The sequence below is a fragment of the Pseudomonas sp. PA1(2017) genome (assembly GCF_001945375.1).
Taxonomy (GTDB): Bacteria; Pseudomonadota; Gammaproteobacteria; order Pseudomonadales; family Pseudomonadaceae; genus Aquipseudomonas.
In genome coordinates this window covers 414,500-440,421 of sequence record NZ_MSXU01000001.1, presented here as the reverse complement: position 1 = coordinate 440,421, position 25,922 = coordinate 414,500, and the positions used below count along the sequence as shown (strand labels likewise).

General features: G+C 61.7%; 22 protein-coding genes, 1 tRNA gene and 2 pseudogenes. 16 read left to right on the top strand and 9 right to left on the bottom strand.

What is annotated here, in order from left to right; translation table 11 throughout:
* Positions 1 to 252: 252 nt before the first annotated feature.
* The 7 genes from BVH01_RS01975 to BVH01_RS01945 all read left to right on the top strand — a co-directional run bounded on the left by BVH01_RS01975 (position 253) and on the right by BVH01_RS01945 (position 5,520).
* The gene (locus BVH01_RS01975; protein ID WP_075928721.1) at positions 253 to 648 is read left to right on the top strand and encodes a response regulator; all 396 of its coding nucleotides are present in this window, start codon (positions 253 to 255) and stop codon (positions 646 to 648) included.
* Between the two features lie 270 nt (positions 649 to 918).
* Positions 919 to 1,692, top strand: a complete 774-nt coding sequence (locus tag BVH01_RS01970) for an ABC transporter ATP-binding protein (protein ID WP_075928720.1) — start codon at positions 919 to 921, stop codon at positions 1,690 to 1,692.
* Positions 1,693 to 1,709: 17 nt separating this feature from the next.
* Positions 1,710 to 2,462, top strand: coding sequence for an ABC transporter substrate-binding protein (locus tag BVH01_RS01965; RefSeq protein ID WP_075928719.1), 753 nt, complete (start codon positions 1,710 to 1,712; stop codon positions 2,460 to 2,462).
* A gap of 45 nt (positions 2,463 to 2,507) precedes the next feature.
* Entirely contained in the window at positions 2,508 to 3,203 is a 696-nt protein-coding gene (locus tag BVH01_RS01960) for an ABC transporter permease (protein ID WP_075928718.1), read from the top strand.
* Complete coding sequence (locus BVH01_RS01955) at positions 3,200 to 3,889, top strand: ABC transporter permease (RefSeq protein ID WP_075928717.1); 690 nt, start codon at positions 3,200 to 3,202, stop codon at positions 3,887 to 3,889. Before BVH01_RS01960 ends, BVH01_RS01955 begins: the two co-directional genes overlap by 4 nt.
* A gap of 36 nt (positions 3,890 to 3,925) precedes the next feature.
* A complete protein-coding gene (locus BVH01_RS01950) occupies positions 3,926 to 5,152 on the top strand; it encodes a methyltransferase (RefSeq protein WP_075928716.1) in 1,227 nt (408 codons plus the stop codon).
* A gap of 292 nt (positions 5,153 to 5,444) precedes the next feature.
* A tRNA-Thr gene (locus BVH01_RS01945) sits at positions 5,445 to 5,520 on the top strand.
* A gap of 366 nt (positions 5,521 to 5,886) precedes the next feature.
* On the opposite strand, the gene BVH01_RS01940 is transcribed toward BVH01_RS01945, so the two are convergent.
* Positions 5,887 to 6,513 carry a LysE family translocator gene (locus tag BVH01_RS01940; protein ID WP_075928715.1) on the bottom strand — a complete coding sequence of 209 codons (627 nt, stop codon included), beginning with the start codon at positions 6,511 to 6,513 and terminating at the stop codon, positions 5,887 to 5,889.
* 170 nt (positions 6,514 to 6,683) lie between these two features.
* Between BVH01_RS01940 and BVH01_RS01935 the strand changes: the two genes are divergently transcribed.
* The 3 genes from BVH01_RS01935 (at position 6,684) to BVH01_RS01925 (ending at position 8,935) form a co-directional block, all read left to right on the top strand.
* The gene (locus BVH01_RS01935) at positions 6,684 to 7,139 is read left to right on the top strand and encodes an Lrp/AsnC family transcriptional regulator (RefSeq protein WP_075928714.1); all 456 of its coding nucleotides are present in this window, start codon (positions 6,684 to 6,686) and stop codon (positions 7,137 to 7,139) included.
* 258 nt (positions 7,140 to 7,397) lie between these two features.
* Positions 7,398 to 8,642: a nitrogen regulation protein NR(II) gene (locus tag BVH01_RS01930; RefSeq protein ID WP_075928713.1), complete on the top strand. Its 1,245-nt coding sequence runs from the start codon at positions 7,398 to 7,400 to the stop codon at positions 8,640 to 8,642.
* A gap of 56 nt (positions 8,643 to 8,698) precedes the next feature.
* On the top strand, positions 8,699 to 8,935 hold the full coding sequence (locus BVH01_RS01925) for a DUF1654 domain-containing protein (protein WP_075929120.1): 237 nt from the start codon (positions 8,699 to 8,701) through the stop codon (positions 8,933 to 8,935).
* A 37-nt stretch (positions 8,936 to 8,972) separates the two neighbouring features.
* On the opposite strand, the pseudogene BVH01_RS25120 reads toward BVH01_RS01925, so the two are convergent.
* Together BVH01_RS25120 and BVH01_RS25115 are read right to left on the bottom strand one after the other, a co-directional pair.
* Positions 8,973 to 9,326, bottom strand: a pseudogene (locus BVH01_RS25120) (methyl-accepting chemotaxis protein); the annotation flags it as partial.
* A 186-nt stretch (positions 9,327 to 9,512) separates the two neighbouring features.
* A pseudogene (locus tag BVH01_RS25115) lies at positions 9,513 to 10,199 on the bottom strand (PAS domain-containing protein); the annotation flags it as partial.
* A gap of 558 nt (positions 10,200 to 10,757) precedes the next feature.
* On the opposite strand from BVH01_RS25115, the gene BVH01_RS01915 reads away from it, so the two are divergent.
* The 4 genes from BVH01_RS01915 (at position 10,758) to BVH01_RS01900 (ending at position 15,097) form a co-directional block, all read left to right on the top strand.
* A complete protein-coding gene (locus BVH01_RS01915) occupies positions 10,758 to 11,498 on the top strand; it encodes a gluconate 2-dehydrogenase subunit 3 family protein (protein ID WP_075928711.1) in 741 nt (246 codons plus the stop codon).
* Positions 11,499 to 11,503: 5 nt separating this feature from the next.
* Positions 11,504 to 13,267 (top strand): GMC family oxidoreductase, encoded by a 1,764-nt coding sequence (locus BVH01_RS01910; RefSeq protein WP_075928710.1) that lies wholly within the window; start codon positions 11,504 to 11,506, stop codon positions 13,265 to 13,267.
* On the top strand, positions 13,264 to 14,490 hold the full coding sequence (locus tag BVH01_RS01905; protein WP_075928709.1) for a cytochrome c: 1,227 nt from the start codon (positions 13,264 to 13,266) through the stop codon (positions 14,488 to 14,490). The genes BVH01_RS01910 and BVH01_RS01905 overlap by 4 nt, the downstream gene beginning before the upstream one ends.
* Before the next feature lie 121 nt (positions 14,491 to 14,611).
* Positions 14,612 to 15,097 carry a hypothetical protein gene (locus BVH01_RS01900; RefSeq protein ID WP_075928708.1) on the top strand — a complete coding sequence of 162 codons (486 nt, stop codon included), beginning with the start codon at positions 14,612 to 14,614 and terminating at the stop codon, positions 15,095 to 15,097.
* Positions 15,098 to 15,182: 85 nt separating this feature from the next.
* Here BVH01_RS01900 and BVH01_RS24205 read toward each other — a convergent pair whose 3' ends face one another.
* The 6 genes from BVH01_RS24205 to BVH01_RS01870 all read right to left on the bottom strand — a co-directional run bounded on the left by BVH01_RS24205 (position 15,183) and on the right by BVH01_RS01870 (position 22,467).
* Complete coding sequence (locus BVH01_RS24205) at positions 15,183 to 15,716, bottom strand: hypothetical protein (protein WP_139317759.1); 534 nt, start codon at positions 15,714 to 15,716, stop codon at positions 15,183 to 15,185.
* A gap of 125 nt (positions 15,717 to 15,841) precedes the next feature.
* Complete coding sequence (locus tag BVH01_RS01890) at positions 15,842 to 16,849, bottom strand: hypothetical protein (RefSeq protein ID WP_075928707.1); 1,008 nt, start codon at positions 16,847 to 16,849, stop codon at positions 15,842 to 15,844.
* Between the two features lie 653 nt (positions 16,850 to 17,502).
* Positions 17,503 to 17,685, bottom strand: coding sequence for a hypothetical protein (locus tag BVH01_RS01885; protein ID WP_075928706.1), 183 nt, complete (start codon positions 17,683 to 17,685; stop codon positions 17,503 to 17,505).
* Positions 17,686 to 18,095: 410 nt separating this feature from the next.
* Positions 18,096 to 20,549 carry a PAS domain-containing protein gene (locus BVH01_RS01880; RefSeq protein WP_075928705.1) on the bottom strand — a complete coding sequence of 818 codons (2,454 nt, stop codon included), beginning with the start codon at positions 20,547 to 20,549 and terminating at the stop codon, positions 18,096 to 18,098.
* A 154-nt stretch (positions 20,550 to 20,703) separates the two neighbouring features.
* A complete protein-coding gene (locus BVH01_RS01875; RefSeq protein WP_075928704.1) occupies positions 20,704 to 21,462 on the bottom strand; it encodes an ABC transporter substrate-binding protein in 759 nt (252 codons plus the stop codon).
* 90 nt (positions 21,463 to 21,552) lie between these two features.
* Positions 21,553 to 22,467, bottom strand: coding sequence for a LysR family transcriptional regulator (locus BVH01_RS01870; protein ID WP_075928703.1), 915 nt, complete (start codon positions 22,465 to 22,467; stop codon positions 21,553 to 21,555).
* A gap of 109 nt (positions 22,468 to 22,576) precedes the next feature.
* On the opposite strand from BVH01_RS01870, the gene BVH01_RS01865 reads away from it, so the two are divergent.
* The gene (locus BVH01_RS01865) at positions 22,577 to 23,455 is read left to right on the top strand and encodes an alpha/beta fold hydrolase (RefSeq protein ID WP_075928702.1); all 879 of its coding nucleotides are present in this window, start codon (positions 22,577 to 22,579) and stop codon (positions 23,453 to 23,455) included.
* Positions 23,456 to 23,612: 157 nt separating this feature from the next.
* Positions 23,613 to 25,856, top strand: a complete 2,244-nt coding sequence (locus BVH01_RS01860) for a TonB-dependent siderophore receptor (protein ID WP_075928701.1) — start codon at positions 23,613 to 23,615, stop codon at positions 25,854 to 25,856.
* The last annotated feature ends 66 nt before the right edge of the window (positions 25,857 to 25,922 follow it).

Sequence of the window (25,922 nt, the reverse complement as noted above, 5' to 3'; positions counted from 1 at the left end):
GTCCGCGCGCTTGGATCGCGACAGGCTGCACAGGGTTCGAGTTATTTTTTCGGCTTGCAGGCAAATTCCCACGGCAACCCTGCAATGGGCATTTTTCAGCCGGGCGGCACGCTCGCGATGCAGCCCGCGCACCAGATTCGTGCCATGCTAGACGGCCTGCCGTTAACGCGGCCCTGAAATGCTTCGCGCCGGCTGGCCAACCGCCTGCCGAGACGATCAGCCATTTCACCATCCTTTATCGAGGTAACGCCGTTGTCAGAACTAGCTCCAGGCGCATCGACCGCCGGCCAGCGCATCCTTCTCGTGGAAGACTCCGACGTGGTGCGCATGCTTACCGTGGAAGTGCTCGAAGAGCTCGACTATCGCGTGATCGAAGCGGGCGAGGCGCAGCAGGCGCTACAGGTTCTGCGCAGCGATGAGCACATCGACCTGCTGATGACCGACATCGGCCTGCCGGGCATGAGCGGCCAGGAGCTGGCCGTTGCCGCACGCCAGCTGCGCCCCGATCTCAAGGTGCTGTACGCCAGCGGTTATGCCGAGAGCGTCGAGATCGACAAGAGCGAGCCAGCCAGCCGCACCTCGATCATCGGCAAGCCGTTTTCACTCGATGCACTGCGTGACAAGGTGCAGAGCATGCTCGGCAACTGACACGAGCGGCCCCGGATCGGCCAAATGGCCGACTGGCACTGGAATTGCGAAGCGGATATGAGTAGGGTGCGCGTCTTTTTCACCCTGCAGCCTGCTTGCCCGCGTTTTTGCGGCGTGGCGACAAGAGACTGCGATGATGCGACACCCCTGCGACCGTGACGGCAACGGGCCAGCAGCGACCTTGGCGCCCCCTGGTGCCTATGCTAGGTTTGCTGCCCACAGCCCCGCCGAACCCGGATTCATCCGCATAAGAATCAAGAGGACTGCTCGATGGCCGAGGCCACGCCCGCGCTGGAAATCCGCAATCTGCACAAACGCTATGGCGACCTCGAAGTGCTCAAGGGCATTTCCCTCACGGCACGCGACGGTGACGTGATCTCCATTCTCGGCTCGTCCGGCTCGGGCAAGTCGACCTTCCTGCGCTGCGTCAACCTGCTGGAAAATCCCCATCAGGGCCAGATCATCGTGGCCGGTGAAGAACTCAAGCTCAAGGCGCAGAAGAACGGCGAACTGATAGCGGCCGACAACCGCCAGATCAACCGCCTGCGCAGCGAAATCGGCTTCGTGTTCCAGAACTTCAACCTCTGGCCGCACATGACCGTGCTGGACAACATCACCGAAGCGCCGCGCCGCGTGCTCGGCAAGAGCAAGGCCGAAGCCCGCGAGATCGCCGAGGCGCTGCTGGCCAAGGTCGGTATCGCCGACAAGCGTCACGCCTATCCGAACCAGCTCTCCGGTGGCCAGCAGCAACGCGCCGCCATCGCCCGCACCCTGGCGATGCAACCCAAGGTGATCCTGTTCGACGAACCGACTTCGGCGCTCGACCCGGAAATGGTACAAGAAGTGCTTACTGTGATCCGCGCGCTCGCTGACGAAGGCCGCACCATGCTGCTGGTGACCCACGAAATGAGCTTCGCTCGCCAGGTCTCCAGCCAGGTGGTGTTCCTGCATCAGGGTGTGGTGGAGGAACAGGGGACGCCCGACCAGGTGTTCGACAACCCGACGTCGGCGCGCTGCAAACAATTCATGTCCAGCAATCGTTAAACACGGAGCAATCACGCATGCATAGCTATAAGAAGATTCTGCTGGCAGCTGCCGCCACCCTGGCTTTCGGCACCAGTGCCGTCGCTGCTGACAAACTGAAGATCGGCACCGAAGGCGCCTACCCACCCTTCAACCTCATCGACGCCAGCGGCCAGGTCGGCGGCTTCGACGTGGAAATCGGCCAGGCCCTGTGCGCCAAGATGAAGGCCGAGTGCGAAGTGGTCACCTCTGACTGGGACGGCATCATCCCCGCCCTGAACGCCAAGAAGTTCGACTTCCTGATCGCCTCCATGTCGATCACCGAAGAGCGCCAGCAGGCCGTGGACTTCACCAACCCGTACTACACCAACAAGCTGCAGTTCATCGCCCCCAAGAGCAGTGACTTCAAGACCGACAAGGACAGCCTCAAAGGCAAGGTCATCGGCGCCCAGCGCGCGACCATCGCCGGCACCTGGCTGGAAGACAACATGGGCGGCGTGGTTGACGTGAAGCTCTACGACACCCAGGAAAACGCCTACCTGGACCTGGCCTCCGGCCGCGTCGACGGTGTGCTGGCCGATACCTTCGTGAACTGGGAGTGGCTCAAGAGCGACGCCGGCAAGGACTTCGAATTCAAGGGCGACCCGGTATTCGACAACGACAAGATCGGCATCGCCGTGCGCAAGGGCGACGCCCTGCGTGAGCGCCTGAACAAGGCTCTCGAGGAAATCGTTGCCGACGGCACCTACAAGAAGATCAACGACAAGTACTTCCCCTTCAGCATCTACTAAGCAGCCTGCCCGCGTCGCCCTGGCGGCGCGGGCGCTCGAGTTTCCATGAATTTCGATCTTTCCGGATTCGGCCCGGCCCTGGCCGCCGGCACCCTGATGACCGTGCAGCTGGCGCTCAGCGCCCTGTGCGTCGGTCTGGTGCTCGGCCTGCTCGGCGCCTTCGCCAAGACTTCGCCCTACAAGCCGTTGCAGTGGCTTGGCGGCACCTATTCCACCCTGGTTCGCGGCGTGCCCGAACTGCTCTGGGTACTGCTGATCTATTTCGGCACCGTGGGCCTGATGCGCGGCCTCGCCGAGCTGCTCGGCGTCGAGAGCCTCGAGCTCTCACCCTTCGCCGCCGGTGTGATCGCCCTGGGCCTGTGCTTCGGCGCCTACGCCACCGAAGTGTTTCGCGGCGCGATCCTGGCCATCCCCAAGGGCCACCGTGAAGCCGGCCAGGCCCTGGGCCTGTCCAAGGGCCGCATCCTGTGGCGCCTGGTGATGCCGCAGATGTGGCGCATCGCCCTGCCCGGCCTGGGCAACCTGTTCATGATCCTGATGAAGGACACCGCGCTGGTATCGGTGATTGGCCTCAATGAGCTGATGCGCCGTTCGCAGATCGCCGTGACCGCCAGCAAGGAGCCCTTCACGTTCTACATGGTCGCCGCGTTCATCTACCTGGGCCTGACCATCATTGCCATGATTGGCCTGCACTTCCTCGAGAAGCGCGCCAACCGCGGCTTCAAGCGGAGTGCGGCATGAACTGGGACGTCATCATCACCTGGCTGCCGCGCCTGGCCCAAGGCGCCCTGCTGACCATCGAGCTGGTCGCCGTGGCGGTCGTCACTGGCCTGATTCTGGCCATCCCCACCGGCATCGCCCGCGCCTCGCGGCACTGGTACGTGCGCGCCGTGCCCTACGGCTACATCTTCTTCTTCCGCGGCACACCGCTCCTGGTGCAGCTGTTCCTGGTCTACTACGGCCTGGCGCAGTTCGACGCCGTGCGCCAGGGCCCGCTATGGCCGTACCTGCGCGACCCGTACTGGTGCGCGGTGATCACCATGACCCTGCACACCACCGCCTATATCGCCGAGATCCTGCGGGGCGCCATCCAGGCCGTACCGCCGGGTGAAATCGAAGCGGCGCGCGCGCTGGGCATGTCGCGGCCCCAGGCGATGCTGCACATCGTGCTGCCCCGGGCGGCGCGCATCGGCCTGCCGGCCTACAGCAACGAAGTGATCCTGATGCTCAAGGCCAGCGCCCTGGCCAGCACCGTGACCCTGTTGGAGCTGACCGGTATGGCGCGCACCATGAACGCGCGCACCTACCTGCCGGTCGAGGGCTTCTTCGCCGCCGGGGTGTTCTACCTGCTGATCACCTTCGTGCTGATCAACGCCTTCAAGCTCCTGGAGCGCTGGCTGCGCGTCGACGCCTGCCAGGGCCGCTAGGATGACGACGGGGTGCAAGCCCCGTCGCAGTCGCTTATGACAGCCGAACCTCTCGCGCCCCTCAGTGGCGCCGAACTGCTCCAGCGCTTCCAGGCGCTGGACAAGTTTCTCGTCGCCCACCAAGCGCTGTGGAAACCCCGGCCATTCACCCACCAGACACTGCCCTGGGAAAGCCAGCATGCCGAGCTGGCCGCCTGGCTGCGCAGCCGCACCCTGGAGCAGGCCGAAGCCAGCCACAACCAGCCAACGGAGCTGGACAGCGCACCAACGCCCTTCCCCGAACTGGCCTTGCAGGCTGACCGTTTGAGCCAGATCGGCGACCTGCCCCAGCAGCCTTTGGCTGACCTGCCGCCTCGCTTCTCGGTAGACGTTCCCGGTCGCAAATGGCAGCAGATACGCGCGTTCGGCGACAGCCTGGGCTTCACCCAAGCTCCGCAGCACTGGCTGGACTGGTGCGCCGGCAAGGGCCACCTCGGCCGCGTACTCGCCCACGGCGGCCAGCAGCTGACCTGTCTGGAATACGACCCAGCTCTCGTAGCCAGCGGCGCCGAGCTGAGCAGCCGCCTGGGGATAAAAGCCCAGCATATCGAGCAGGACGTGCTCGCCGAAGGCGCTGCCACCCAATTGCACGCCGAACACAGCCCCGTGGCCCTGCACGCCTGCGGCGACCTGCACGTACGCCTGATGCACCTGGCCAGTGCCGCAGGCTGCCGCCAGTTGGCCATCGCCCCCTGTTGCTACAACCGCGTGGCAGCAGCCGACTACCAGCCGTTATCCACCGCCGCAAAGGGCTCGCCGCTGCGCCTCTCGCTGGACGACCTGGCCCTGCCGATGAGCGAAACCGTGACGGCCGGCAACCGCGTGCGCCAGCAGCGCGACCAATCCATGGCCTGGCGCCTGGCGTTCGACCTGCTGCAGCGCGAGCTGCGCGGCGTGGACGCCTACCTGCCCACGCCCTCGCTGCCGCCCGCCTGGCTGAAGAAGCCTTTCTCCGACTATTGCCACGACCTCGCAGGACTCAAAGACCTGCCCGCCCCTGGTACGCAGGATTGGCAGCGCCTGGAAGCAACCGGCTGGCAACGCCTGGCCGAGGTGCGCAACCTGGAATTGCTGCGCGGCCTGTTCCGCCGCCCTCTGGAACTCTGGCTAGTGCTCGACCGCGCGCTCTACCTGCAGGAACAGGGCTTTGAGGTACGCCTCGGCCAGTTCTGCGCCCCGCACCTGACCCCGCGCAACCTGCTGCTGCTCGCCGAGCGCGCCTGAGTTGCACACACTATCTGTGGATAACTCTGTTCATAGAAGCTGGGCAAACCACGCCAGCCCACCACCCATAACGCGCGGCAAAAGCTGATCACTTTTTAACCACCAATAAAAAGCCATACAGAACAGTCACTTGCCAAAACTGTGAAAGGCTGCGTAGAAATTCTCTAAAAAGCCTCTAGCCGCTGCCCATTTGTGCATAAGCCCCAGCCAGAGCAGCTGGAATAGCCGCAAAAAAGCTGCCTCGCGCCGCTTTACTCATGCAAACGAATGGATATAATGGCGGCCCTCAAAAGCCGGTATAGCTCAGCTGGTAGAGCAACTGACTTGTAATCAGTAGGTCCCGGGTTCGACTCCTGGTGCCGGCACCATTTGAGGTTCCAGCGAAGCCCATCAACATCGCTGAAACCCTTGAAAACCCGCCCTCTGGCGGGTTTTTTGGTTTTGCCGTTGCGTCGGTTTCCGCTGGCAGCCAGCGCTCGAAAGGATAGGTGCGGGATACCACTCGATAGTGAGGCGTATCCTGATGGCCCGCACCACTACGCGGCTGTCGGCCAATGTCTGCTGCATCCCACCGAACAAAGCCTGCAGCGGTTCAGGTTTTGGTTTTTCTGCCTGATACCTGACTCGCCACATGACCGCCCGCGTGTCTTGCGAAGCGCCACCGGCCATGGCGATATGGCAGATGGACGCCACTGGCCAGTCGCCCTGCGTCTTGCCTGCATTTCCAAAAATGCTTATCGCTGCTCCAAAGCCAGCTTGATGCCCAGAATCACTAGAATGGCGCCGCTTACCCGGTGGATGCGCGTCAGGATCCGTGGATTACGGCGCACAGCGGTGGTGAGCAGCCCCGCGAATAACGCGACCGGGCCTTTGACCAGAAAGGTCAGCCCAGCAAATGTGCTGCCCAGAATGAACAGCGAGAGCATTGGATGCGCGACATGGGCAGGCACGAACTGCGGCAGGAAGGCCAGGTAGAACAGCAGCACCTTCGGGTTGGAAATATTGGACAGAGCGCCCTGGGTGAATAAGCGGATCGTGGAAACCGGCGCATCCTGCCCGGCCGCTATGGGCAACTCGCCAGATGAACGAAGCAGCATTGCGCCCAGATACAGCAGGTAAAGCGCACCGAGCAACTTGAGCACAGTGAACAACCAGCCCGATGCCTGAAGCAGTGCTCCCACGCCAAGCGTCGCCAGCACCGTATGCAGCAGCAGACCAACGCTGACTCCTGCTGCCGTCGTCACGCCCGATCGCGTCCCGGAGGATAGGGCCCGCGATAGAACTAGCACCATGTCCTGGCCAGGTGTGAGGATGACCAAAAGGGAAGTGGCGATGAAGGGAAGCCATAAGAGCTCGTGCATGAACGTCTCCAATACGTAGAAATCGGGGAGGCGCTGGATGACACGCCATGACCCACACACAAATTGTGACAGCCACGGGATGGAGATTGGATGCAAAAAAAGGTAGAGCCATGATGCCAATTGGCGGTTATAACTACCTATCCAATGAATAAGGGTTTTTCTGACTCCAGATGATCGACTCTATAGATAAACGAATCCTCCGCGCCCTGCAGCGCGACTCGACGCAGACCAACGCACAACTCGCCGAACACGTCGGGCTGTCTGCCACACCCTGCTCCAGACGGGTAAATCTGCTGGAGAAGCAGGGAGTGATTACCGGCTACATCGCCCAGGTAAAGCCCTGCGCCGTCGACCTAAGGTTCTCGACATTCGTGCGCATCACCCTGACGCGGCACGACAAAGCGTCACTGGAGCGATTTGCCAACGCGATGCAGCAGGCACCCGAGGTTCTCGAATGCCATCTCATGGCCGGAACCTATGACTATCTCTTGCGGGTGATCGCCAGGGATCTGGAGGATTATCAGCGCTTTCAGATGGAGACGCTCACCAAGATCGAGGGTCTGGGCAATGTGGTGACGGAGATCCCGTTGAGAACCATCAAGCAAACGAACCAACTCCCAATCTGAAAGCATGTTGCCCACGCCTCGTCGTTCTAGGCCTGCGTGACAAGCGAGCCTCTTCACGACGGAGACTGACCTCGGCACTCGGCACACTCGCGTCGCCGCATGCTGCTGATGCAGGCAGCTCCTGGCAATATAGCGCTCGCGCAGCGAGCGAAACTCGTGTCTGGCGGCCGTCTTGCCATTTATCCTCACGCCCCACGCCTGCTGTCGCGCCCGCCCCGTGAAGCGACTAATCTACGCCTACCACCTGACGGAGCCACCATGGCAGACATCCCGCCCAGCGCCGGTTTGCGGCTGCCTGAAGACGCACCTCTGGTGCGCAAGATTGGCCATGAGCTCATCGAGTTTCTGCCGGTGGGTGTGTACCTGTGCAACGCTGCGGGGCACTTGACCACTTACAACCCCAAGGCGGCGGAAATCTGGGGGGAGGCGCCGGAGCTGGGCAAGGAGCCGATCAAGTACACCGGCGCCTATCGCCTGCGTAGCGAGAATGGCGCGCATATGCCGCTGGAGCAGTCACCGCTGGCGGCGGTGCTGCTCAGCAAGAAGCCGATCACCAACCTGCGAATGATCGTCGAGCGGCGTGACGGCAGCCAGGTGCCGATTCTCGCCAATATCGTGCCGCTGTTCGGTAAAAATGGCGCCATGATCGGCTTCATGAACAGCATCCAGGATCTGCGCCAGCACGCCGCCCAGGAACAGGCACAGAACAGCCTGCAGAATGCCCTGATCCAGGCACAGAAGATGGAGCAGATCGGTAAGGTCGGCGGTGGCGTCGTCCATGAGTTCACCAACCAGCTGACCAGCCTGTCGATGAGCCTGTCGCTGATGGAAAAGGAGATCATGGACGCCGGCTCGGAGCAGTTGCAGGCGCGCTACGCGCTGTGCCGCGAGGCGACCGATCAGGTCACCCAGCTGGCCGAGGGCCTGCTGCTGTTCGCGCGCACTCGCCCGCGGGCGCTGGAGCGCATCGACCCCAACCAGTTGCTGCTGGGCATGAGCACGCTGATCAGCAACGAGGCTGGCCAGGCGATCGACTGCCAGCTCAACCTGGCCACCGACAGCAGCTTCCTCAGGGCCAACAAGCAGCACCTGGAAAGCGCCATCATCAATCTGGTGGCCAATGCCCGGGACGCCATGGCCAAGGGCGGCCAGCTGACCCTGAGCACCTTCAATACCCATCTGGATCGCAGCAACTTCCCCCACCACAACGCCAACTTCAAGCCCGGTCGTTACGTGGCGGTCTGCATCACGGATACCGGCACCGGCATCGCGCCGGAAGCGCTGGAGCACATCTTCGCGCCCTTCTATACCACCCGGGCAGTGGACAAGAGCACAGGCCTGGGCCTGACCATGGTCAAGGGTTTCGTTACCGACATGAACGGCCAGCTGACGATCACCAGCCGGGTGGGCGAAGGCACCAGCGTCAGCCTGTATTTTCCTTGTTATGGCACGGAGCATTCGCTGGCGATTACCGGCAGCGACGGAACCTCGAACGGGGAGTGACAGCTGGCTACTGGCCGGATTACTGTATGCACATACAGCAACCCGAGAATCCGCTCATGACTCAAGATGCCAGCCCCGCCACCTCCTACGAACAGCTGGGCGCACGGGTTTCCCGCGCCATCAACGCCCCCGCCGCCCAGCGCTCCCGCTCGGCGGTGCTGCTGCGCGCCGAGGGCGACAGCCCTGAAGACTGGTCGCGCATCCTCGACGAGATAGCCGAGAACGACAACGTCACCATCGCCTGGCGCGACGATGGCGTGCAGCTGTTCTGGACGGTACCGGCCGAGGATTGAGTGCAACCTGACGAGCGGCCAATGGCTACTCGTCAGGTCAGGTGGCCACCTGGCTGGAGAACTGGCTCACTGCCGCGACCACGCACTCGGCATCGTTCTGGATGTTCTGGATCACCGCATCGGAGTCGTTGGCCAGGGTGAGCGCCTCGTCGGCCAGCTCGCGGCTACGGGTGATCACGTCGACCGCGCCGGAAGCCAGCGCCTGGTTCTGTTGCACCACGGCGACGATCTCCTGAGTAGCCTTGGAGGTGCGCGAGGCGAGCTGGCGCACCTCATCGGCCACCACGGCGAAGCCACGGCCCTGCTCGCCGGCACGGGCGGCCTCGATGGCGGCGTTGAGGGCCAGCAGATTGGTCTGATCGGCGATCCCGCTGATCGCCGCGACGATGGTCTCGACCGCCTTGCCCTGCTCATCCAGCGCCTGAATGCTCTGGGTGGCGCTTTCCATCGCGCTGGCCAAGCGATGCAGTACCTCGACGGTATCGCGAATCACCTCACGCCCCTTGCTGGCACTGGCATCGGTTTGCAGCGAGGTGCTGTAGGCGAGGTTGGCGGCCTTGGCGACGGCTTGCTCGAGGTGCACCTGCTCGGTGATCACGGTGGCGAACTTGACCACTTTGTAGAGCTTGCCGTGCAGATCGACGATAGGGTTGTAGGACGCCTCCAGCCAGACGTCGCGACCGGCGCTGTCGACACGCTGGAAACGGTCGACCACGAATTCGCCACGGCGCAGCCGCTCCCAGAACTGGCGGTAGGCCTCCGACGCGCTCTCCTCGCTGGTGCAGAACATGCGGTGGTGCTTGCCGACCACCTGCGCCAGGTTGTAGCCCATGCCGCGCAAGAACAGGTCGTTGGCGGTGATCACCGTACCGTCGAGGTTGAACTCGATCACCGCCGTCGAGCGCAGCAGCGCCTTGACCAGGCTTTCGTTTTCCAGGGAGGCCTCGATGGTGCGCGTCAGGTTGCTGGAGTGAATCACCAGTTGCTGCTTGCCGGTCTGCATGTCGCTCATCGGCACCACCACCGAACGCAGCCACACGTGGCGCCCATCCTTGCCGAGCAGACGCAGCGCACCGCTGAAATGCCGGCGTTCCTTGATCGCCGACAGCGCGCGGGACTGATGCGGGTCGCGGGTCAGCTCCGGCGGCGACAGCTGGGTCAGGGCCTGGCCCTCGACATCGCCGGGCCGATAGCCGAGCTCGGTGTGAAACAGCTCGTTGACCCGCTCGATGCGGCCATCGCTGCCGAGCTGGATGATGATCATTTCCTTGTCGAGGTTCTCCCTTACCTCCTCCTGCATGGCCAAGCGCGCTTCCAGCTGCTTGTTGATCTGTTTGAGGTGAGAGTTGAACACGGCAAGAACTCCAGGATGGGTACCGTTTCATCGGCTTGGCCAGAGGAAACTTGAAAGGCGCGAGAGTGGATAACGATAGCGCGAAGCGAGTCGCATCGCCCCTGGATGCGGAGGCAGAAACATTCCCAAATACCCTGCCCTGTACGAACTGGGCGCCGACGATCAGGAAACTTTCTGACCACCTGGCCAAAAATCTCTGAACGCCGCGCGCCGCTTCGCTGTCGGACTTTTTGAAGAAGTTCCCTGGCGCCGTCCAATAGTTTGTTGCAATGCATTGCAGAAAACATTTCGAGCACCTGGGAGCCGCTTCCGACGCCGCGTCGCAGGGCCGCAAAACCATTATTCGTAACCGGCCAGAACACCTCGACGCCCGTCGTGGATGCCCGTGCATCCGCATGCCGCCCTCGGGTGGTTCCGTACCAGACAGCCTGAGCCGGGCAGTGGATGCCCGGCGCTCGAGGAGTTCCCATGTCCAAAGAAGCCCCGCGGGGTTTGAGCCGCCGCTCGCTGCTCAAGGCCTCGGCCACCACCGTGGCAGCCGGCGTCGCCGCCAGCGCCCAGGCCGCCACCATCAGCGGCGTGCCGCAGTGGCTGCCGTTCGATCATAACGGCCCGCTGCATTACGACGCCAAGGGCTGGCAGTTCCTGACCGTCGAGGAGGCCCGCGAAGTCGAGGCCATCGTCGAACAACTGATCCCGGCGGACGAGCTGTCGCCCAGCGGCAAGGACGCCGGTTGCGCGGCGTTCATCGACCGCCAGCTGGCCGGCCACTACGGCACCTATGAACGCCTCTACCAGCAGGGCCCCTTCGTGCCCGACATCGAACCGGGCTCCGAGCAGCTACCCCGCGAGCGCTATCGCCTGGGCCTGGAGCAGCTCGGCAAACACTGCCAGCAGGCGTTCGGCAAACGCTTCAGCGAACTGGGCGGTGAGCAGCGCGACAAGGTGCTCACAGGCCTGGAGTCGGGTGAGATCGCCTTCGAGAACATCGAATCCAAGGTGTTCTTCGCCCAGGTGCTGCAGAACACCATGGAAGGCTTCTTCGCCGACCCGATCTACGGCGGCAACCGCGACATGGTGAGCTGGAAGATGCTCGGCTTTCCCGGTGCGCGTTACGACTACCGCCCCTACATCGACCGGCACAACGAAAAGCTGGATCTGGTACCGCTGTCGATCATCGGCAGCTCCGCGTGGAATCGCAAAGGATGAGCGGCATGGCCAAGAAACTTCCTGCAACCGACGTCGTGGTGGTGGGGCTCGGCTGGGCCGGTTCGATCATCGCCAAGGAACTGGCCGACGAAGGCCTGCGCGTAGTGGGCTTCGAGCGTGGCGCCTGGCGCGACACGGCGAGCGACTTCAATATCGCTTCGGTGGCCGACGAGCTGCGCTACGTATCACGCCAGGAGCTGATGCTGCGCACCCGGCAGAACACCTGCACGCTGCGCAACAAGCCCAGCGAAACCGCGTTGCCGATGCGCACCTGGGGCTCGTTCCACCCCGGTAACGGCACCGGCGGCGCCGGCAACCACTGGGCCGGCATCACCTTTCGCTTTCAGCCCGAGGAATTCCGCCTCAAGAGCCACCTCACCGAGCGTTACGGCAGCCAGGCCATCGAAGGCCTGACCCTGCAGGACTGGGGCACGACCTGGGAAGAGATGGAGCCGCACTACGACGCATTCGACCGCGTAGCGGGCATCTCCGGCAAGGCCGGCAATATCGGCGGGAAAATCATCGAGGGCGGCAACCCGTTCGAGGGCGCTCGCTCGCGGGAATACCCCAATCCGCCGACCAAGCAGACCTACGCCCCCACGCTGTTCGCCGAAGCGGCGCGCAACATGGGCTACAAACCGTTCCCGGTCCCCTCTGCACTGGCCTCCCAGGGCTATACCAACCAGTACGGCGTGACCATGGGGCCGTGCACCTTCTGCGGCTTCTGCACCAACTACGGCTGCGCCAACTATTCCAAGGCCAGCGCCATCGTCAACGTGCTGCCGGCGCTGGTGCGTATGCCCAACTTCACCGCCAACACCCATTGCGAAGTGCTGGAAGTGACCAAGGACAGCACCGGCAAGCGCGCCACCGGCATCATCTACGTCGACGCCAACGGCGAGAAGTGGGAGCAGCCCGCCGACATCGTCGTGGTGGCCGCCTTCACCTTCGAGAACGTGCGCCTGATGCTGCTCTCCGGCATCGGTGAGCCGTACGACCCGATCAGCAATACCGGCACCACCGGCCGCAACTACGCCTACCAGACGGCCAACAATGTGCAGCTGTTCTTCGATGACAAGAACTTCAACCCCTTCATCGGTGGCGGCGCCATCGGCATGGGCATCGACGAATTCAACAATGACAACTTCGACCATTCCGGCCTGGGCTTCGTCGGCGGCGGCAGCACCCGGGTGACGCCCATCGGCGCCGCGCCGATCAACTCGCGCCCGGTGCCACCCGGCACGCCCAAATGGGGCAAGGAATGGAAGAAGGCCACGGCGCAGTACTACGCCGCGAGCATGTCCATCGGTTGCGAGGCGAGCAACTACAGCGCGCGCACCAACTACCTGTCGCTCGACCCGACCTACAAGGATCCCCACGGCCGGCCTCTGCTGCGCATCACCTTCGACTTCACCGAGAACGACCTGCGCATGGCCCAGTACGTGACCGACAAGACCGCCGAGATCGCCAAGGCGCTGAACCCCAAGATGATGTTCGCCAGCCCGCGCAAAGGGCCGTGGTCGAACACCTCCTATCAGTCGTCCCATGTGGTCGGCGGCTTCGTGATGGGCGCTGACCCGGCGACCAGTTCGGTGAACAAGCACCTTCAGGTGTGGGGCGTGCCCAACCTGTTCGTGGTTGGCGCTTCGGCCTTCCCGCAGAACCCTGGCTACAACCCCACCGGCACCGTCGGCGCGCTGGCCTTCAAGGCCGCCCACGCGATCCGCACTCAGTACCTCAAGCGCCCCGGGGAGATGATCAACGTATGAAGACTCTCCTCAGCGTCAGCTTCGCCCTGCTGGCCACTGCCAGCGCCGGGGCCCATGCGGTCGGCGGCCAGGACGCCTACGAACTGGTACAGAAAGGCCGCTACATCGCCACCCTTGGCGATTGCACCGCCTGCCACACCATTCCCGGCAAGCCGCTGTTCTCTGGCGGCGTGGCCATCGACACGCCGTTCGGCAAGCTGCTGGGCGCCAACATCACCCCGGATCAGCAAACCGGTATCGGCCGCTGGAACTTCGAGGAGTTCGAAGCCAGCATGGCCCGCGGACACCGCCGCGACGGCAAGCAGCTCTACCCGGCGATGCCCTACGCGGCGTACACCAAGGTCACTCGCGAAGATAACCAGGCCCTGTGGGCCTATCTGCGCACCATCGAACCGGTGCACAACGAAGTGGAAACCAACCAGTTGCCCTTCCCCTTCAGCGTGCGAATGAACATGAAGGTGTGGAACTGGATGAACTTCACCGAAGGCGAATTCACGCCCGCGGCCGACAAGAGTGAACAGTGGAACCGCGGCGCCTACCTGGTGCAAGGCCTGGGACACTGTGGCAGCTGCCACACGCCAAAAAACCTGATCGGCGGCGACAAGAACGCCGAGTTCCTGCAGGGCGGCAACCTGCAGGGCTGGATGGCGCCCAACATCACCGGTGCCGCTCATATCGGCCTGGGCGACTGGAGCGAGGCGGACATCGTCCAGTACCTGAAGACCGGTGCCAACCGCTACGACATCGCCTCCGGGCCGATGGCCGAAGCGGTCGAGCACTCCACCCAGCACTGGCGTGACGATGACCTGATGGCCGTGGCCGTGTACCTCAAGGATCTCGACCACGAGCACGACAAGCCCGAGCCGCTGGCCGCCGCTGACGCTGTGATGAAAGCCGGCAGCGCGATCTACGCCGACCGCTGTTCGGGTTGCCACACGCCGAACGGCGAAGGCATCGCCACGCTGTTCCCGAAACTGGCCAACGCACCGCTGGTCAACGCTCAGGATGCCGCCTCGATGATTCGCGTGGTGCTGGCCGGTAACCGCGCCGTGAGCACCGAAGCAGCGCCCACCGGCCCGGCGATGCCGGCCTTCGCCTGGAACCTGTCGGACGAGAACGTCGCCGATGTGCTGACCTACATCCGCAACAGCTGGGGCAACGCCGCCGCACCGATCAGTGCCGACGAGGTACGCAAACAGCGCGAGGCCCTGCAGAGCGAATAAGGCCGCCGGGACAATCGCCGAGGGCCTGCTCGATCAGGCCCTCGGCGAGGCCCACTGCAGCGCGGCGAAACTGATGCGATAATCGGCGTCTTTCAAGGGCCGGCGACGCAGGAATGACACGATGAAGTACTCACAGCGTGGCTCGGGCCACCTGTTCAGCCTGATGGTTCTCGGGCTCATTGTCTGGGGCGCTTACGTCACCGTTTACGTGCCCTACGAGCACCGCAAATCGATGGACGCCTTTCGCAGCAACCCGCCTGCGGTAAGCCCGGCGAAAATGGCGGTGATCGATACCTACAAGGCCAGGCCGACACCGACCCAACTGCCCCACGGGCTGTATACCGGCCAGGTCGAGCAGGACGGCTACCCGATGACCATCAGCTTCGCCTTCGGCGACGGCCAGGTCATCACCAAGAAAGCGCATATCAAGACCTACGAATTCACCGGCACCGCCCGTTATGCCTTAGACGGCGCGGTGATGACCTTCAGCGAAATCAAGGGCGACGCTGTGCTATTCCCGCAGCCGGGCGAGCCGCTGGAGGTGATCAGCGACACCGAGGTGCATATTCCCGGGCCGGATAAACCCCTTATCTTAGAGAAGAAATAACGCTTCCATGCAATAACCAACCAAGCCAGGCAATAAGCTCCGTATTTATAATCAAGACACAACCGTAAAGGTGCAGATGCAAATACTATCTTCTTGCTCTAACAAACGAGTGACAGGAGAGCCCTGGCTTAACACGCATCATCTGTATCGGTTCAACGCTCTCTACACCCTCCACAGCCTTAACTAAAACCACCCCACAATACTCTTGCTCTCTGGTGAACCCAGGTAACAGACCTGCTTTATTTTCACTCCAAGAACCCGATCTCAAATCATAATTCGCACCAACCTGGGGAGTAAAGGAGAAACTTATCTCACAATAACTTTTATGCCCTAGCGACTTACCATAGCCAATCAGCAGACTTTTACCCGCCCAAACCCTAGCCTCGGTGAGGCCAACCGACTTAGTTAATAATGTTGATCCAGCATAACATCCATCCTTACTCAAATTTATAACACTGAGATTGACCCAATCGGAATCATACATCCGCAACATTGCGGACGGGTCGCCTGACACGGGAAAAACGTAACTTTCCTTCGGCACAAAGAAACTACAACCACCTAGCAAGACCCCGACAGCCAGAGCAGTCATCAAACGGATACTACTTTTATCCAAACGCATCAATTCACCCCAAACAGACAATATAAAATCGATCGTTTCTTCAAGAGATCAATACATAGACAGGATACAGGCAACAATAGTCATTAGATCAACGTCACCTGTTCCTTGATTTTTTGCTACATGAATCAGGTAGGACTCGCCAAAGTTGCCATGAACTCGCCGACTTCTGGTGGTGACATAAGCAAGGTTTCAATTACAGAAATTACGGCTTTCTCCTGCTTGCTGATTTTGCTGCCGAATCCTAAAAATCCACCGCCCGAGGAGGCAGCAACCGCGCTGGCAAATGCCAGCAAATCTCTCTTGAACGCTGCCGCAGCTTCATCCTCGGCGTTGTCGGCAAGCAGCCTACTGAGGCCTGCGAAATACTGTGCCACGCTGAACTGCCCGCTGGAGAAGTGAACCAGGAACTCCATCATCAGTTCTCTACCCTGACGCACGTGCGGACTCAGCTCCAGCATGACACGCTGCATCAGGACGCTTGGATACTTGCCAGACTCTTTGAACAAGTCACCAAACGCCTTGATTTCTTTTTCGTCGATATCACCATCTGCGCTGGCAACCATGAAAAATATGGCGAGCGGCGCATTTCGCAAACTCGCCCACTCGCCCGTAGAAAACCCGGAAAATCCAGATACACTCGTTGGCTGCCCCTGCTGACTCGCCTTCCAAATCTTTGCTGCATCAGTGTGCTCATCACGCCCCTCAAAAAAGGCATCCATTATCGAGGGTATTTGCTCTGATTGCAGATTCTGAAGATTCAACAATTTTGGGTTGAAGACTGAAAACCCTTCACTACTCAATGCATGCCGGTAAGGAATAGCCAACTGTAACTCGCTTTTCTCAAGGCCATAGGTGCAAATATTGAGAAGCAGCGCATCAACTTTACCTACCTCTGGCAAGGTGATGAAACCATCGACGACCCATACACCTGCAGTTGCCTGGTTCGGGTTTTGGTCATACATTCGCTCGCCCTCAGCCATTGCCTGTTCCGCAGTAGGTGACACGACGCGCACCATATTCGTCTTGCCATCTCTTCCAAGATAGCCGTAGATCGGTATTAAAAGTTCTCCATCGCAGACGCTGAGAACAGCGTGTGCAGCCACACGCCCTGCCATCTTATAAGATTCCTGCATTATTACATCCTTTTAACAATTACAGTGTTTTAGGGATTAATCGGAACTATCTGCCTCTCCGGAGGACACTGACCAAAGGTTCTATGGATCATGCATAACCTCGCCAGCCATCCGGTATTGAACCCATCACATTAGAAGCGAGGCAAATCTGCAAAAGTAATATTAGATGGCACTGAGTCGACCTGCCGGAAATCGTGTTTTTTATAAAAGCAGAAATTACCAGACCACTCAGCAGTACGCTTTTTGAGAAACACCACTCAGTATTCTAACAGTAAAATCCATTTCCATTCTCCCGTGCAAATCGCGACTAACTAGAGCGAATCCAACTTGGATAACGACAACTCATCTACACGACTTGGATAACAGAGTTACGCGCCAAAGAAATCACATAGCCATCATCCTATCAGGCTCCCAAATACTCAGAATGTGACGGTCTGCCAAATTCCAACCATCTGTCCATTGCGCCGAAATGTACCTTAGCCATGCGAAGGGTAGCTGTCGCTCTGACCTTGATGAGCCGTACCCCTTCGATGCCGACCCAAACCCTGCTCCTTCAATAAGCTAATGCGTCGATAGCGATCAGAGACACAGGAGTGCATATCCCCGGGCCGGACAAACCGCTGGTGCTGACCCGCCAGTAAACCCAACGGCGATCAGGAATCGCCGTCGCGCTCTCGCTCGATCAACTCGGCCACCTTGGCTGCCGCTTCCACTTCGCTGGCAAAGAAGTGCTGCTGATCATCGGCGGTGACCACCTGGAAGATCTCTTCATCGCCCAGGTGCCTGTGTTCTTCGGGTATGTCGCTGCCCTGCAGTTTTTTCAATCTCACGGCCATTGCGGCGCACTCCTGATTGGTAACCCTCCAGCTATGACCGACCGGCATCTGGCGAAGTGCTGGGTAAATTTCGGGTTGTTCACCGCGTCTGAGGCGGACATCGGACGGGCCAATACGTATTCGCTGTCGATGATTGGGCACGCACCAAGGCCCAGCGCCTGGCACGATGATTTCGCCCCTGGCCGCAGGCGAGAATGCACCAGCACCTGAAGAGACCTGACGCATTCGCTCAGAGCCTGTTCACGATTTTCTAGGCGACATCAAAGAGGCCGCTGCAAGGCAAAGCGACCGTTCGAACCAATCTGTAGGAGCCCCGACCTCGGGCGAAACGATTGCAGCTTGGCTATCTATCGGCGGCGCCTGAGCGAATCGCCGCGAGGTCGCAGCTCCCACAGAAACGGGCCAGGTTCTCAGTCGCACGCCTCGGCGCGCTGGATCGCGCCGGCCAGGATGCGCGACAGCTGCTCCACCGAGTACGGTTTGTGCAGCAACTCGAAGCCGTGGCTGCCCTGCTGCGCCAGCACCTCGCTATAGCCGGAGGTGAGCACCACCGGCAGCAAGGGGTGATTGCGGTGGATCGCCTTGGCCAGGTCGATGCCGTTCATGCCGGGCATCACCACATCGGAGAACACCACGTCGAAGCGCTGCGCCGCATCGCCAAGGCACGCCAGCGCCTGCTCGGCGCTGCAGGTCAACGTGGGCTGGTAGCCGAGTTCGATCAGCGCGCTGACGCAGAAGCTGCCGACGTCGGGATTGTCCTCGACGACCAGCACGCGGGTGTCATGGGCGCCGTCCAGCGGTTGCGGCTCGGCATGCTTGGCACGAGACGACGGCCGCGCCGCGACCCGCGGCAGATATAGCGTGAACGTGGTGCCCTCGCCCACCACGCTGTCGACCATGATCTCGCCACCCGACTGCTTGGCGAAGCCGAACACCTGGGACAGGCCCAGGCCGGTGCCCTTGCCCAGTTCCTTGGTGGTGAAGAACGGCTCGAAGATCGCCTCCAGGTGCTCCGGCTCGATGCCCGTACCGTTGTCGGTAATGGACACGGCGATGAAATCGCCATTCACCGCAGCGCCCATGCGGCCTGCCGGAATCTGCGTGCAGGGCTTGGCGCGAATCTGGATGCGCCCGACGCCGTTGAGCGAGTCGCGGGCGTTGAGCGCCATGTTGACGATGGCCGTGTCGAACTGGTTGGCATCGGCGTAAACGTGGCACGGCTGGCTGGGCAACTGGAGGGCGAGCTCGATGCGCGTGCCGTTGAGGGTTTCCAGCATGTCGGTCAGCGCTCGCAGGCTGTCGCCCACCGCGAACACTTCCGGGCGCAGGGTCTGGCGCCTGGCGAAGGACAGCAGTTGCCCGGTCAGCCTTGAGGCGCGGTCGACCGTATCGGAAATCGCCTCGATGTAGCGCAACCGCTTCTGCTCTGGCAGGCCAGGGCGCTTGAGCAGGTCGCTGGACGACTTGATCACCGTAAGCAGGTTATTGAAATCATGGGCGACCCCGCCGGTAAGCTGGCCGACCGCCTCGAGCTTCTGGGCCTGGCGCAGGGCCGACTGGGTGCGCTCCAGCTCCAGCTGCGAGCGGAGCTGCTCGGTGATGTCGTGGGCGAAGTGGAAGGCGCCGATCACCTGCCCGTCGGCATCGTGCAGCGGCGTGTAGGCGAGCTCGTAGCTGCGCCGCTCGCCGTTGGGCTGGCCATATTCGGCCGCCACGCGAAAGGTTTCCCCGCGCAAGGCGCGCTGCATGTAGGCGCGCAGATCCTGGCCCTGCTCAGAGGTGACCAGGTCGGGCAGTACTTCGCCGCCCTGCACGGCGACACCGTAGAGTTCCTGCATGGCGCGGGCGTGGGCCTGGTTGAAGGCGATCTGCCGGCACTCGGTGTCGAAGATGCAAATGGGTGCTGCGTTGGCCTCGATCACGTCGCGGAACAGGCGCAGCTTGGTGGTGCGTTCGACCACCTGTTGCTCCAGGGTAGCGTTGAGCTCGCGCAGCTGCGCCTCCCGCGCCTTGAGCGCCGCCTCGGCCTCCTTGCGGGCGCTGATATCGGAGGCCGCGCCCAGCCAGCTGCTGACGGTGCCATCGGCAGCGAACAACGGCACCGCACGCACGTGGGCCCAGCCGATGGTGCCATCCACACGATTGACCGGATGCTCGATGTGGTAGGTGCCCGTTTCAATGGCCCGGGCGATTTCCGCACGTACCATGTCCCGGGCTTCGGCCGGAATGTAGTCGTCCAGCCAGCTGCTGTTGGTGGTCTGGGTATCGGGGATGAAGTTGCCACCATTGAGCTCGTGCAGCTGGCTCCAGTCGGCGCTGATATGAAAGCGCACCTCGGAGGACGAGCGGATCAGCGCATCCAGGCGCTGTTCGCTGTCGCGCAGTGCCTGGGAGGCTTTGACATGCTCGGTGGTTTCCCGGGTAAAGCACAGCACGCCGGCGATCTGCCCGGCATCATCACGCAAGGGCGAGAACGAATAACTCCACCAGGTCTGCTCGGGTTCGCCACGTCGCGCCATCTCGATGGGCATATCGACGAAGCGTACGGCTTGCCCCTGCAGGGCTTGCTCGAGGGGTGCGCGCACCGCCTCCCAGGCATCGGCCCACAGCACCGCCAACGGCTGCCCGAGAGCACCTGGCAAGCGCGGCCCCAAAATCGGCCGATAAGCATCGTTGTAGAAAAAGATCAGCTCCGGCCCCCAGACCAGATACATGCTTTCCGGGGAGTCGAGCATCAGCTCCAGCGCGCTGCACAGGGAACGCGGCCATGTCGCAGGAGAGCCCAGCGCAGATGTCGTCCAATCGTGATCACGGATCAGGGCACCGGTCTCGCCGCCGCCGATCAGAAACGCTCGTTGTTCCATGGGATCCGCATTCATATCCAGTGCAGTTGAACGACGACGCTCAGGGATGGAAACCGCTGCCATTTGGCCAGCAACCGGGCAGCGCGGATACAGAGTGCGCCGGATGGCGTGCAGTTCCGGTTATATCGATACAGCGCCCCCTGCCTGGCACGCTTCAGTGGGCAGGATCATACGTCATCGGCCGCCAGTAACGCTGCTGAATACGCGCCAGCTCACCGCTCAGGCGCAGTTGCTCGAGCGCATCGGCCCAGGCAGCGACCAGGGCATCGTCGCTGTCCTTGCTGAAGGCGATGTACAACGCCGAGCGATACAGCGCGACGGGCACCCGGCGCAGCGTGCCGGGGGCGATATCCAGCTGGGCGCTGTAATAGGCCACGCCCGCATCGGTGTCACCGACGATGATTCCCGTGCGCCCGGCCAGCAGCATGCGGTAGAGCTGTTCGCTGCTGTTCGCATTCTTGTCCAGGTTAGCGAAACCCTGGGCTTCGAGCGTCTGCGGGATGATCCCGGCATGCCGGGTAGTGATCTGCGGCGCCTGGCGCAACTGTTCGAGGGAGCCCAACGGCGGCGTGCCGGCCAGCTGGTAGGGGTAGATCGACTCCTCGGCGATGGGCCCCACCCACTTGTACAGCGCCTCACGCTCGGGCGTGCGGAACATCGAATACATGATGGTCTTGGGGCGATTCATCAGCACATGGGTGGCCCGCATGCTCGGCACCACCACGATCTCGAAGCCGTCGCCGGTCAGGGTCATGATCGCCCGCACGATATCCGTGGCCATGCCGGTCAGCTGGTCGCCCTGCTGATAGTTGTAGGGCGCCCACTCCTCGGTGACGATCTGATAGGGCTCGGCTCGGGCGAAGGCGCCGAGCAGCAGGCAAAACAGCGCGAGGACAGGGCGGAAAGATTTCACGTGGGGGTCTGGTTTCGCGGCGGCACCGGGACGGCAGAGAATAGTGCCACAAGCATAGCTGCCGCGACTGCACTCGGGCTGGCTGGCAAGTCAGTCGCCCGACAACTTACCTTCACTGGCCAGCGCCTCGACCATGAAATCGACGAAAGCGCGAACCCTCGGCGACAGGTGCCGAGACTGCGGATAGACGATGTAAATCACATCCGCGGCTGGCTCCCAGGCATCGAGAACCGGCACCAACTGGCCGGCGTCTATTTCCCGCTTCACGTGATAATCGTGAATCTGCCCCAGGCCGAAGCCTGCCAGCACCGCGGTATGCAGGGCCAGGCCATCGTTGAAGGTCAACGAGCCTCTGGGCTGAGAAGCGCGCGGCTCATCCGCCGCCTTAAAAGCCCAGGCACGTGAGCGCCCGGTTTCGTGATAGGTCAGCGCCAGGCAGTTGTGCCGTGTCAGGTCGTCAGGCGACTCGGGCACACCGTGCCTGGCGAAATAGGCGGGTGCGCCCACCACGCGGCGGCGCACCTGAAGCAGCGGCCGTGCGATCAGGCTGGAGTCTTCCAGAGGGCCGAAGCGAATGGCCACATCCATGCCCTCGTCCACCAGATTGACGTAGCGATCGGTGATCGAGACAGCCAGATCGACTTGTGAATAACGCGCCTGAAACTCGCCCAGCAGCGGCACCACCCGGTTGCGTCCGAAGGACACCGGCAGGCTGAGTCGCAGAGTACCCGTCGGCTGCCGTCCGGCACGGCAAAGCACCAACCTGGCGTCGTTGAGATCGGCGAGCACCTGCCGGCAACGATGGAAGAACGCCTCGCCATCGACTGTCAGGTTGACGCTGCGCGTAGTGCGCACCAACAAGGCCGTGTCCACCTGGGCTTCCAGGCGTTTGATGGCATTGCTCACCCCGGCCTGGGTAATACCCAGCGCCTCGGCCGCCCGTACGAAGCTCTTGCGCTCGGCCACCTCGACGAAGATACCCAGCGTCTTGAGATCCAGATCCATCACTATCGCCCACTCATCACTCACCGTTATGAGTGATGTTACGCCACTGCCGATTTTCTGTTGATCGCCGCGCCCTAGGATAGGTACACAACACCACGAGGAATTGGCGATGAACGACACGACTCATGACGAAGCCGCCTTCGCTTCGATCTTCGAACACCGCATGCAAGGCGCTGCGGGCGAGCGCCTGCATTACGTGATCGGCGGCCAAGGCACACCGATGCTGCTGGTACCCGGCTGGCCGCAGACCTGGTACGCCTGGCGCAAGACCATGCTGGCGCTCGCCGAGCATTACACGGTGGTTGCCATGGACCCGCCCGGCCTCGGCGACTCGGACAAACCCTACGGCGGCTATGACACCGACAGCGTGGCTAGGCGCCTGCATGAATTGACCCAAGCCCTGGGCTGGAAGCGCTTCGATTTCGTGGGCCACGATGTGGGGGTATGGATCGGCTATGCCTACACCAGCCTGTTCCCACAGCAGGTTCGCCGGATGGCCCTGCTGGACGCCACCGTGCCCGGCCTCGCGCCAGCGCAGATGTACGCCTTCGAGCCAGAACGCATCAGCAAGAACTGGCACTTCTTTTTTCTCGCCCAGGCGGACCTGCCCGAGGCACTGATCAGCGGCCGCGAACACGCTTTTCTCAGTTGGCTCTTCCATGCCAAGAGCGCCAACAGCGGCTGGCTCGAACCGCGGGCGCTGGCCGAATACGTCCGCTGTTACTCCGCGCCAGGCGCCTGGCGAGCGGCAGCCAACTATTACCGGGCGCTGTTCGACAGCATGGCGCAGAACCATGTGCATGCGCGCAAGCGCCTAGAGATGCCGGTACTGGCCATGGGCGGCGAGGCGGCACTGGGCAGCATGATGGAAAGCATGATGAGGCAGGTGGCCGATAACGTGACAGGCGTGATCGCCCCGTGCGGGCACTATATCCCCGAAGAGGCGCCCGACTTCGTGGTCGGGCATCTTCTTGAATTTCTGAAGTGAAGGAGCTGTTGGATTGCAAGAGGCTGCGCAGCGGTGGTGGTTGAGAACGCCCAAGCCCTATATCTACAAAGTCAACGAATGATATAGATTATTATTCGTCACACCTCTATCTTTACCCTCCCTACTACCTTCGATCATGCGATCAGCAGGATTGCTCATGTCTATTCCTCGTACGCCAAACAAGACCACGCTGACCTCCCTGTGGCTGCCCGTGTGCCTTGCAGCCAGCTTTTCCTCTGCGGCTGTCTATGCGCAAACCTCGCTGGACACCTCGCCACAGGAAGCGCAGTCAGCCGAAGTGGACGATGCGGCGGGTGCATCGCTCGAACTGGAGGAAACAGCGATCTCCGCCAGTGCCGATGCCTCACGCGAAGGCCTGGTGCCTGAATTCGAGGGTGGGCAGGTAGCACGCGGCGGGCGCGTGGGGATTCTTGGCAACAAGGACTACATGGATACGCCGTTCACCTCCACCAACTACACATCGCAGTTGATCGAGGATCAGCAGGCCCGCAGTGTCGCCGACGTTCTGCAGAACGACCCTTCTGTACGGATTGCCCGCGGCTTTGGCAACTTCCAAGAACTGTACGTGGTGCGTGGTTTCCCACTTTACTCGGACGATATCTCCTATAACGGCCTATACGGCCTGCTGCCGCGCCAATATGTGGCCTCCGAATTCATCGAACGGGTCGAAGTATTCCGCGGCGCAAGCGCCTTCCTCAATGGCGCCGCACCAGGTGGCACCGGCATCGGCGGTACCGTCAACATCCTGCCCAAGCGTGCACCCAACGAACCGCTGACCAGATTGACCGTAGGTGCAGACAGCGGTGGCCAGGGTACGGTGGGCGCCGATATCGCTCGGCGCTTCGGCCCTGAGAACCGTTTCGGCGTGCGCCTCAACGCTTCCAAGCGGGATGGTGAGACAGGCGTCAAGGACGAAGACCAGACCCTGGATATGTTCGCTCTGGGGGTGGATTACCAGGGTGACAGGCTGCGCCTCTCGGCGGATATCGGCCATCAATATCACTTTCTCGATAACCCACGCCCCAGCGTGACTCCCAATGGAGGCATCCCAAGCGCACCGGACGCCAAAGATAATTTTGCCCAACCATGGACCTACTCCAAGGAAAAGCAGACCTTCGGCACCTTCCGCGCCGAGTACGATTTCGCGGATTCGCTCACCGGCTGGCTGGCCGCCGGTGTACGTGACGGAGAGGAGAAGAACCGGCTGGCCAATCCGAACGCTACCCCCGACGGGGCGACAAGCATCACACCCTTTGAGAACTATCGCGAAGACAGCGTCTTTACTGGCGAAGCGGGCCTGCGAGCCAATTTGCAAACGGGGACCGTGTCGCATGAACTAGTGACGTCCGTTGCGGTTTTCGACTCGCAAGAAAAGAACGCCAACAAGTTCTATTCCACCTTCAGCGGCAATCTTTACGATCCGATCGATGTGCCCCAGCCCACGACCATCACTTACGATGGTGGCGATCTTTCCGATCCTCATGTCACGGAACGCACGCATACCAAGAGCTTGGCGCTCGCTGATACCCTGGGCTTTCTCGACGACCGCCTGCTAGTCACGCTAGGTGCGCGCTGGCAGGGCATCGAGACAAAGAGCTACTCGTCGCAGACAGGCGACCGCAGCGGCCAGTTTGATGACCATGAGATCACGCCGGTCGCAGGGGTGGTGTATAAGCTGACGGATGAACTGTCAGCCTATGCCAACTACATCGAAGGGCTGACCAAGGGAGATGCCGCGCCAGCGACATCCGGCGGGCTACCGGTGCTCAATGCTGGAACCTCGTTGGCTCCGTACGTCGCCAAGCAGACCGAGGTCGGCCTGAAGTATGACGGCGGCGCGCTGGGCGGTAGCATCGCCGTGTTCCAAACAGAGCGGCCATTCGGCCTCGTCGAAAACCAAGTTTTCCGTGAAGGTGGTGAACAGCGTAACCGTGGCATCGAGCTGTCGGCGTTCGGCGAGCCTGTCCTCGGTATCCGTGTGCTGGGTGGTGTGACGCTGCTCAATGCCGAACAGACGAAGACCCTCAACGGCGTCAACGATGGCAATGACGCCATCGGTGTACCCAAGGTGCAGGCTAACCTAGGTGGCGAGTGGGACGTCCCGGGCGTAGCCGGCCTGACGCTCACAAGCCTTGTCGTGCACACCGGCAAGCAGTACGCCAGCGCCGACAATGACCTGAGGCTGCCGTCCTGGACCCGTCTGGATCTGGGGGCACGCTATAAGCTCAAGCTGGACGAGCGCGACGTTACCTTGCGTGCCCGACTGGATAACGCCACAGGCCGTGACTATTGGGCGTCCGCTGGCGGTTTCCCTAATTCCAACTACATGGTCCTCGGGGCACCACGCACGCTCTCGGTCAGCGCGACGGTAGATTTCTGAACCGCGAAATTCGCTGACTGCCGAACAAAGAGCGGGACTGAAGGTCCCGCTCTTTTTTTGCATCAG

Coding starts and splice junctions, on each gene's coding strand:
- BVH01_RS01970 (WP_075928720.1), top strand. CDS start 919: ATGGCCGAGGCCACGCCCGCGCTGGAAATCCGCAATCTGCACAAACGC.
- BVH01_RS01965 (WP_075928719.1), top strand. CDS start 1,710: ATGCATAGCTATAAGAAGATTCTGCTGGCAGCTGCCGCCACCCTGGCT.
- BVH01_RS01960 (WP_075928718.1), top strand. CDS start 2,508: ATGAATTTCGATCTTTCCGGATTCGGCCCGGCCCTGGCCGCCGGCACC.
- BVH01_RS01955 (WP_075928717.1), top strand. CDS start 3,200: ATGAACTGGGACGTCATCATCACCTGGCTGCCGCGCCTGGCCCAAGGC.
- BVH01_RS01950 (WP_075928716.1), top strand. CDS start 3,926: ATGACAGCCGAACCTCTCGCGCCCCTCAGTGGCGCCGAACTGCTCCAG.
- BVH01_RS01940 (WP_075928715.1), bottom strand. CDS start 6,513: ATGCACGAGCTCTTATGGCTTCCCTTCATCGCCACTTCCCTTTTGGTC.
- BVH01_RS01935 (WP_075928714.1), top strand. CDS start 6,684: ATGATCGACTCTATAGATAAACGAATCCTCCGCGCCCTGCAGCGCGAC.
- BVH01_RS01930 (WP_075928713.1), top strand. CDS start 7,398: ATGGCAGACATCCCGCCCAGCGCCGGTTTGCGGCTGCCTGAAGACGCA.
- BVH01_RS01925 (WP_075929120.1), top strand. CDS start 8,699: ATGACTCAAGATGCCAGCCCCGCCACCTCCTACGAACAGCTGGGCGCA.
- BVH01_RS01915 (WP_075928711.1), top strand. CDS start 10,758: ATGTCCAAAGAAGCCCCGCGGGGTTTGAGCCGCCGCTCGCTGCTCAAG.
- BVH01_RS01910 (WP_075928710.1), top strand. CDS start 11,504: ATGGCCAAGAAACTTCCTGCAACCGACGTCGTGGTGGTGGGGCTCGGC.
- BVH01_RS01905 (WP_075928709.1), top strand. CDS start 13,264: ATGAAGACTCTCCTCAGCGTCAGCTTCGCCCTGCTGGCCACTGCCAGC.
- BVH01_RS01900 (WP_075928708.1), top strand. CDS start 14,612: ATGAAGTACTCACAGCGTGGCTCGGGCCACCTGTTCAGCCTGATGGTT.
- BVH01_RS24205 (WP_139317759.1), bottom strand. CDS start 15,716: ATGCGTTTGGATAAAAGTAGTATCCGTTTGATGACTGCTCTGGCTGTC.
- BVH01_RS01890 (WP_075928707.1), bottom strand. CDS start 16,849: ATGCAGGAATCTTATAAGATGGCAGGGCGTGTGGCTGCACACGCTGTT.
- BVH01_RS01885 (WP_075928706.1), bottom strand. CDS start 17,685: ATGGCCGTGAGATTGAAAAAACTGCAGGGCAGCGACATACCCGAAGAA.
- BVH01_RS01880 (WP_075928705.1), bottom strand. CDS start 20,549: ATGGAACAACGAGCGTTTCTGATCGGCGGCGGCGAGACCGGTGCCCTG.
- BVH01_RS01870 (WP_075928703.1), bottom strand. CDS start 22,467: ATGGATCTGGATCTCAAGACGCTGGGTATCTTCGTCGAGGTGGCCGAG.
- BVH01_RS01865 (WP_075928702.1), top strand. CDS start 22,577: ATGAACGACACGACTCATGACGAAGCCGCCTTCGCTTCGATCTTCGAA.
- BVH01_RS01860 (WP_075928701.1), top strand. CDS start 23,613: ATGTCTATTCCTCGTACGCCAAACAAGACCACGCTGACCTCCCTGTGG.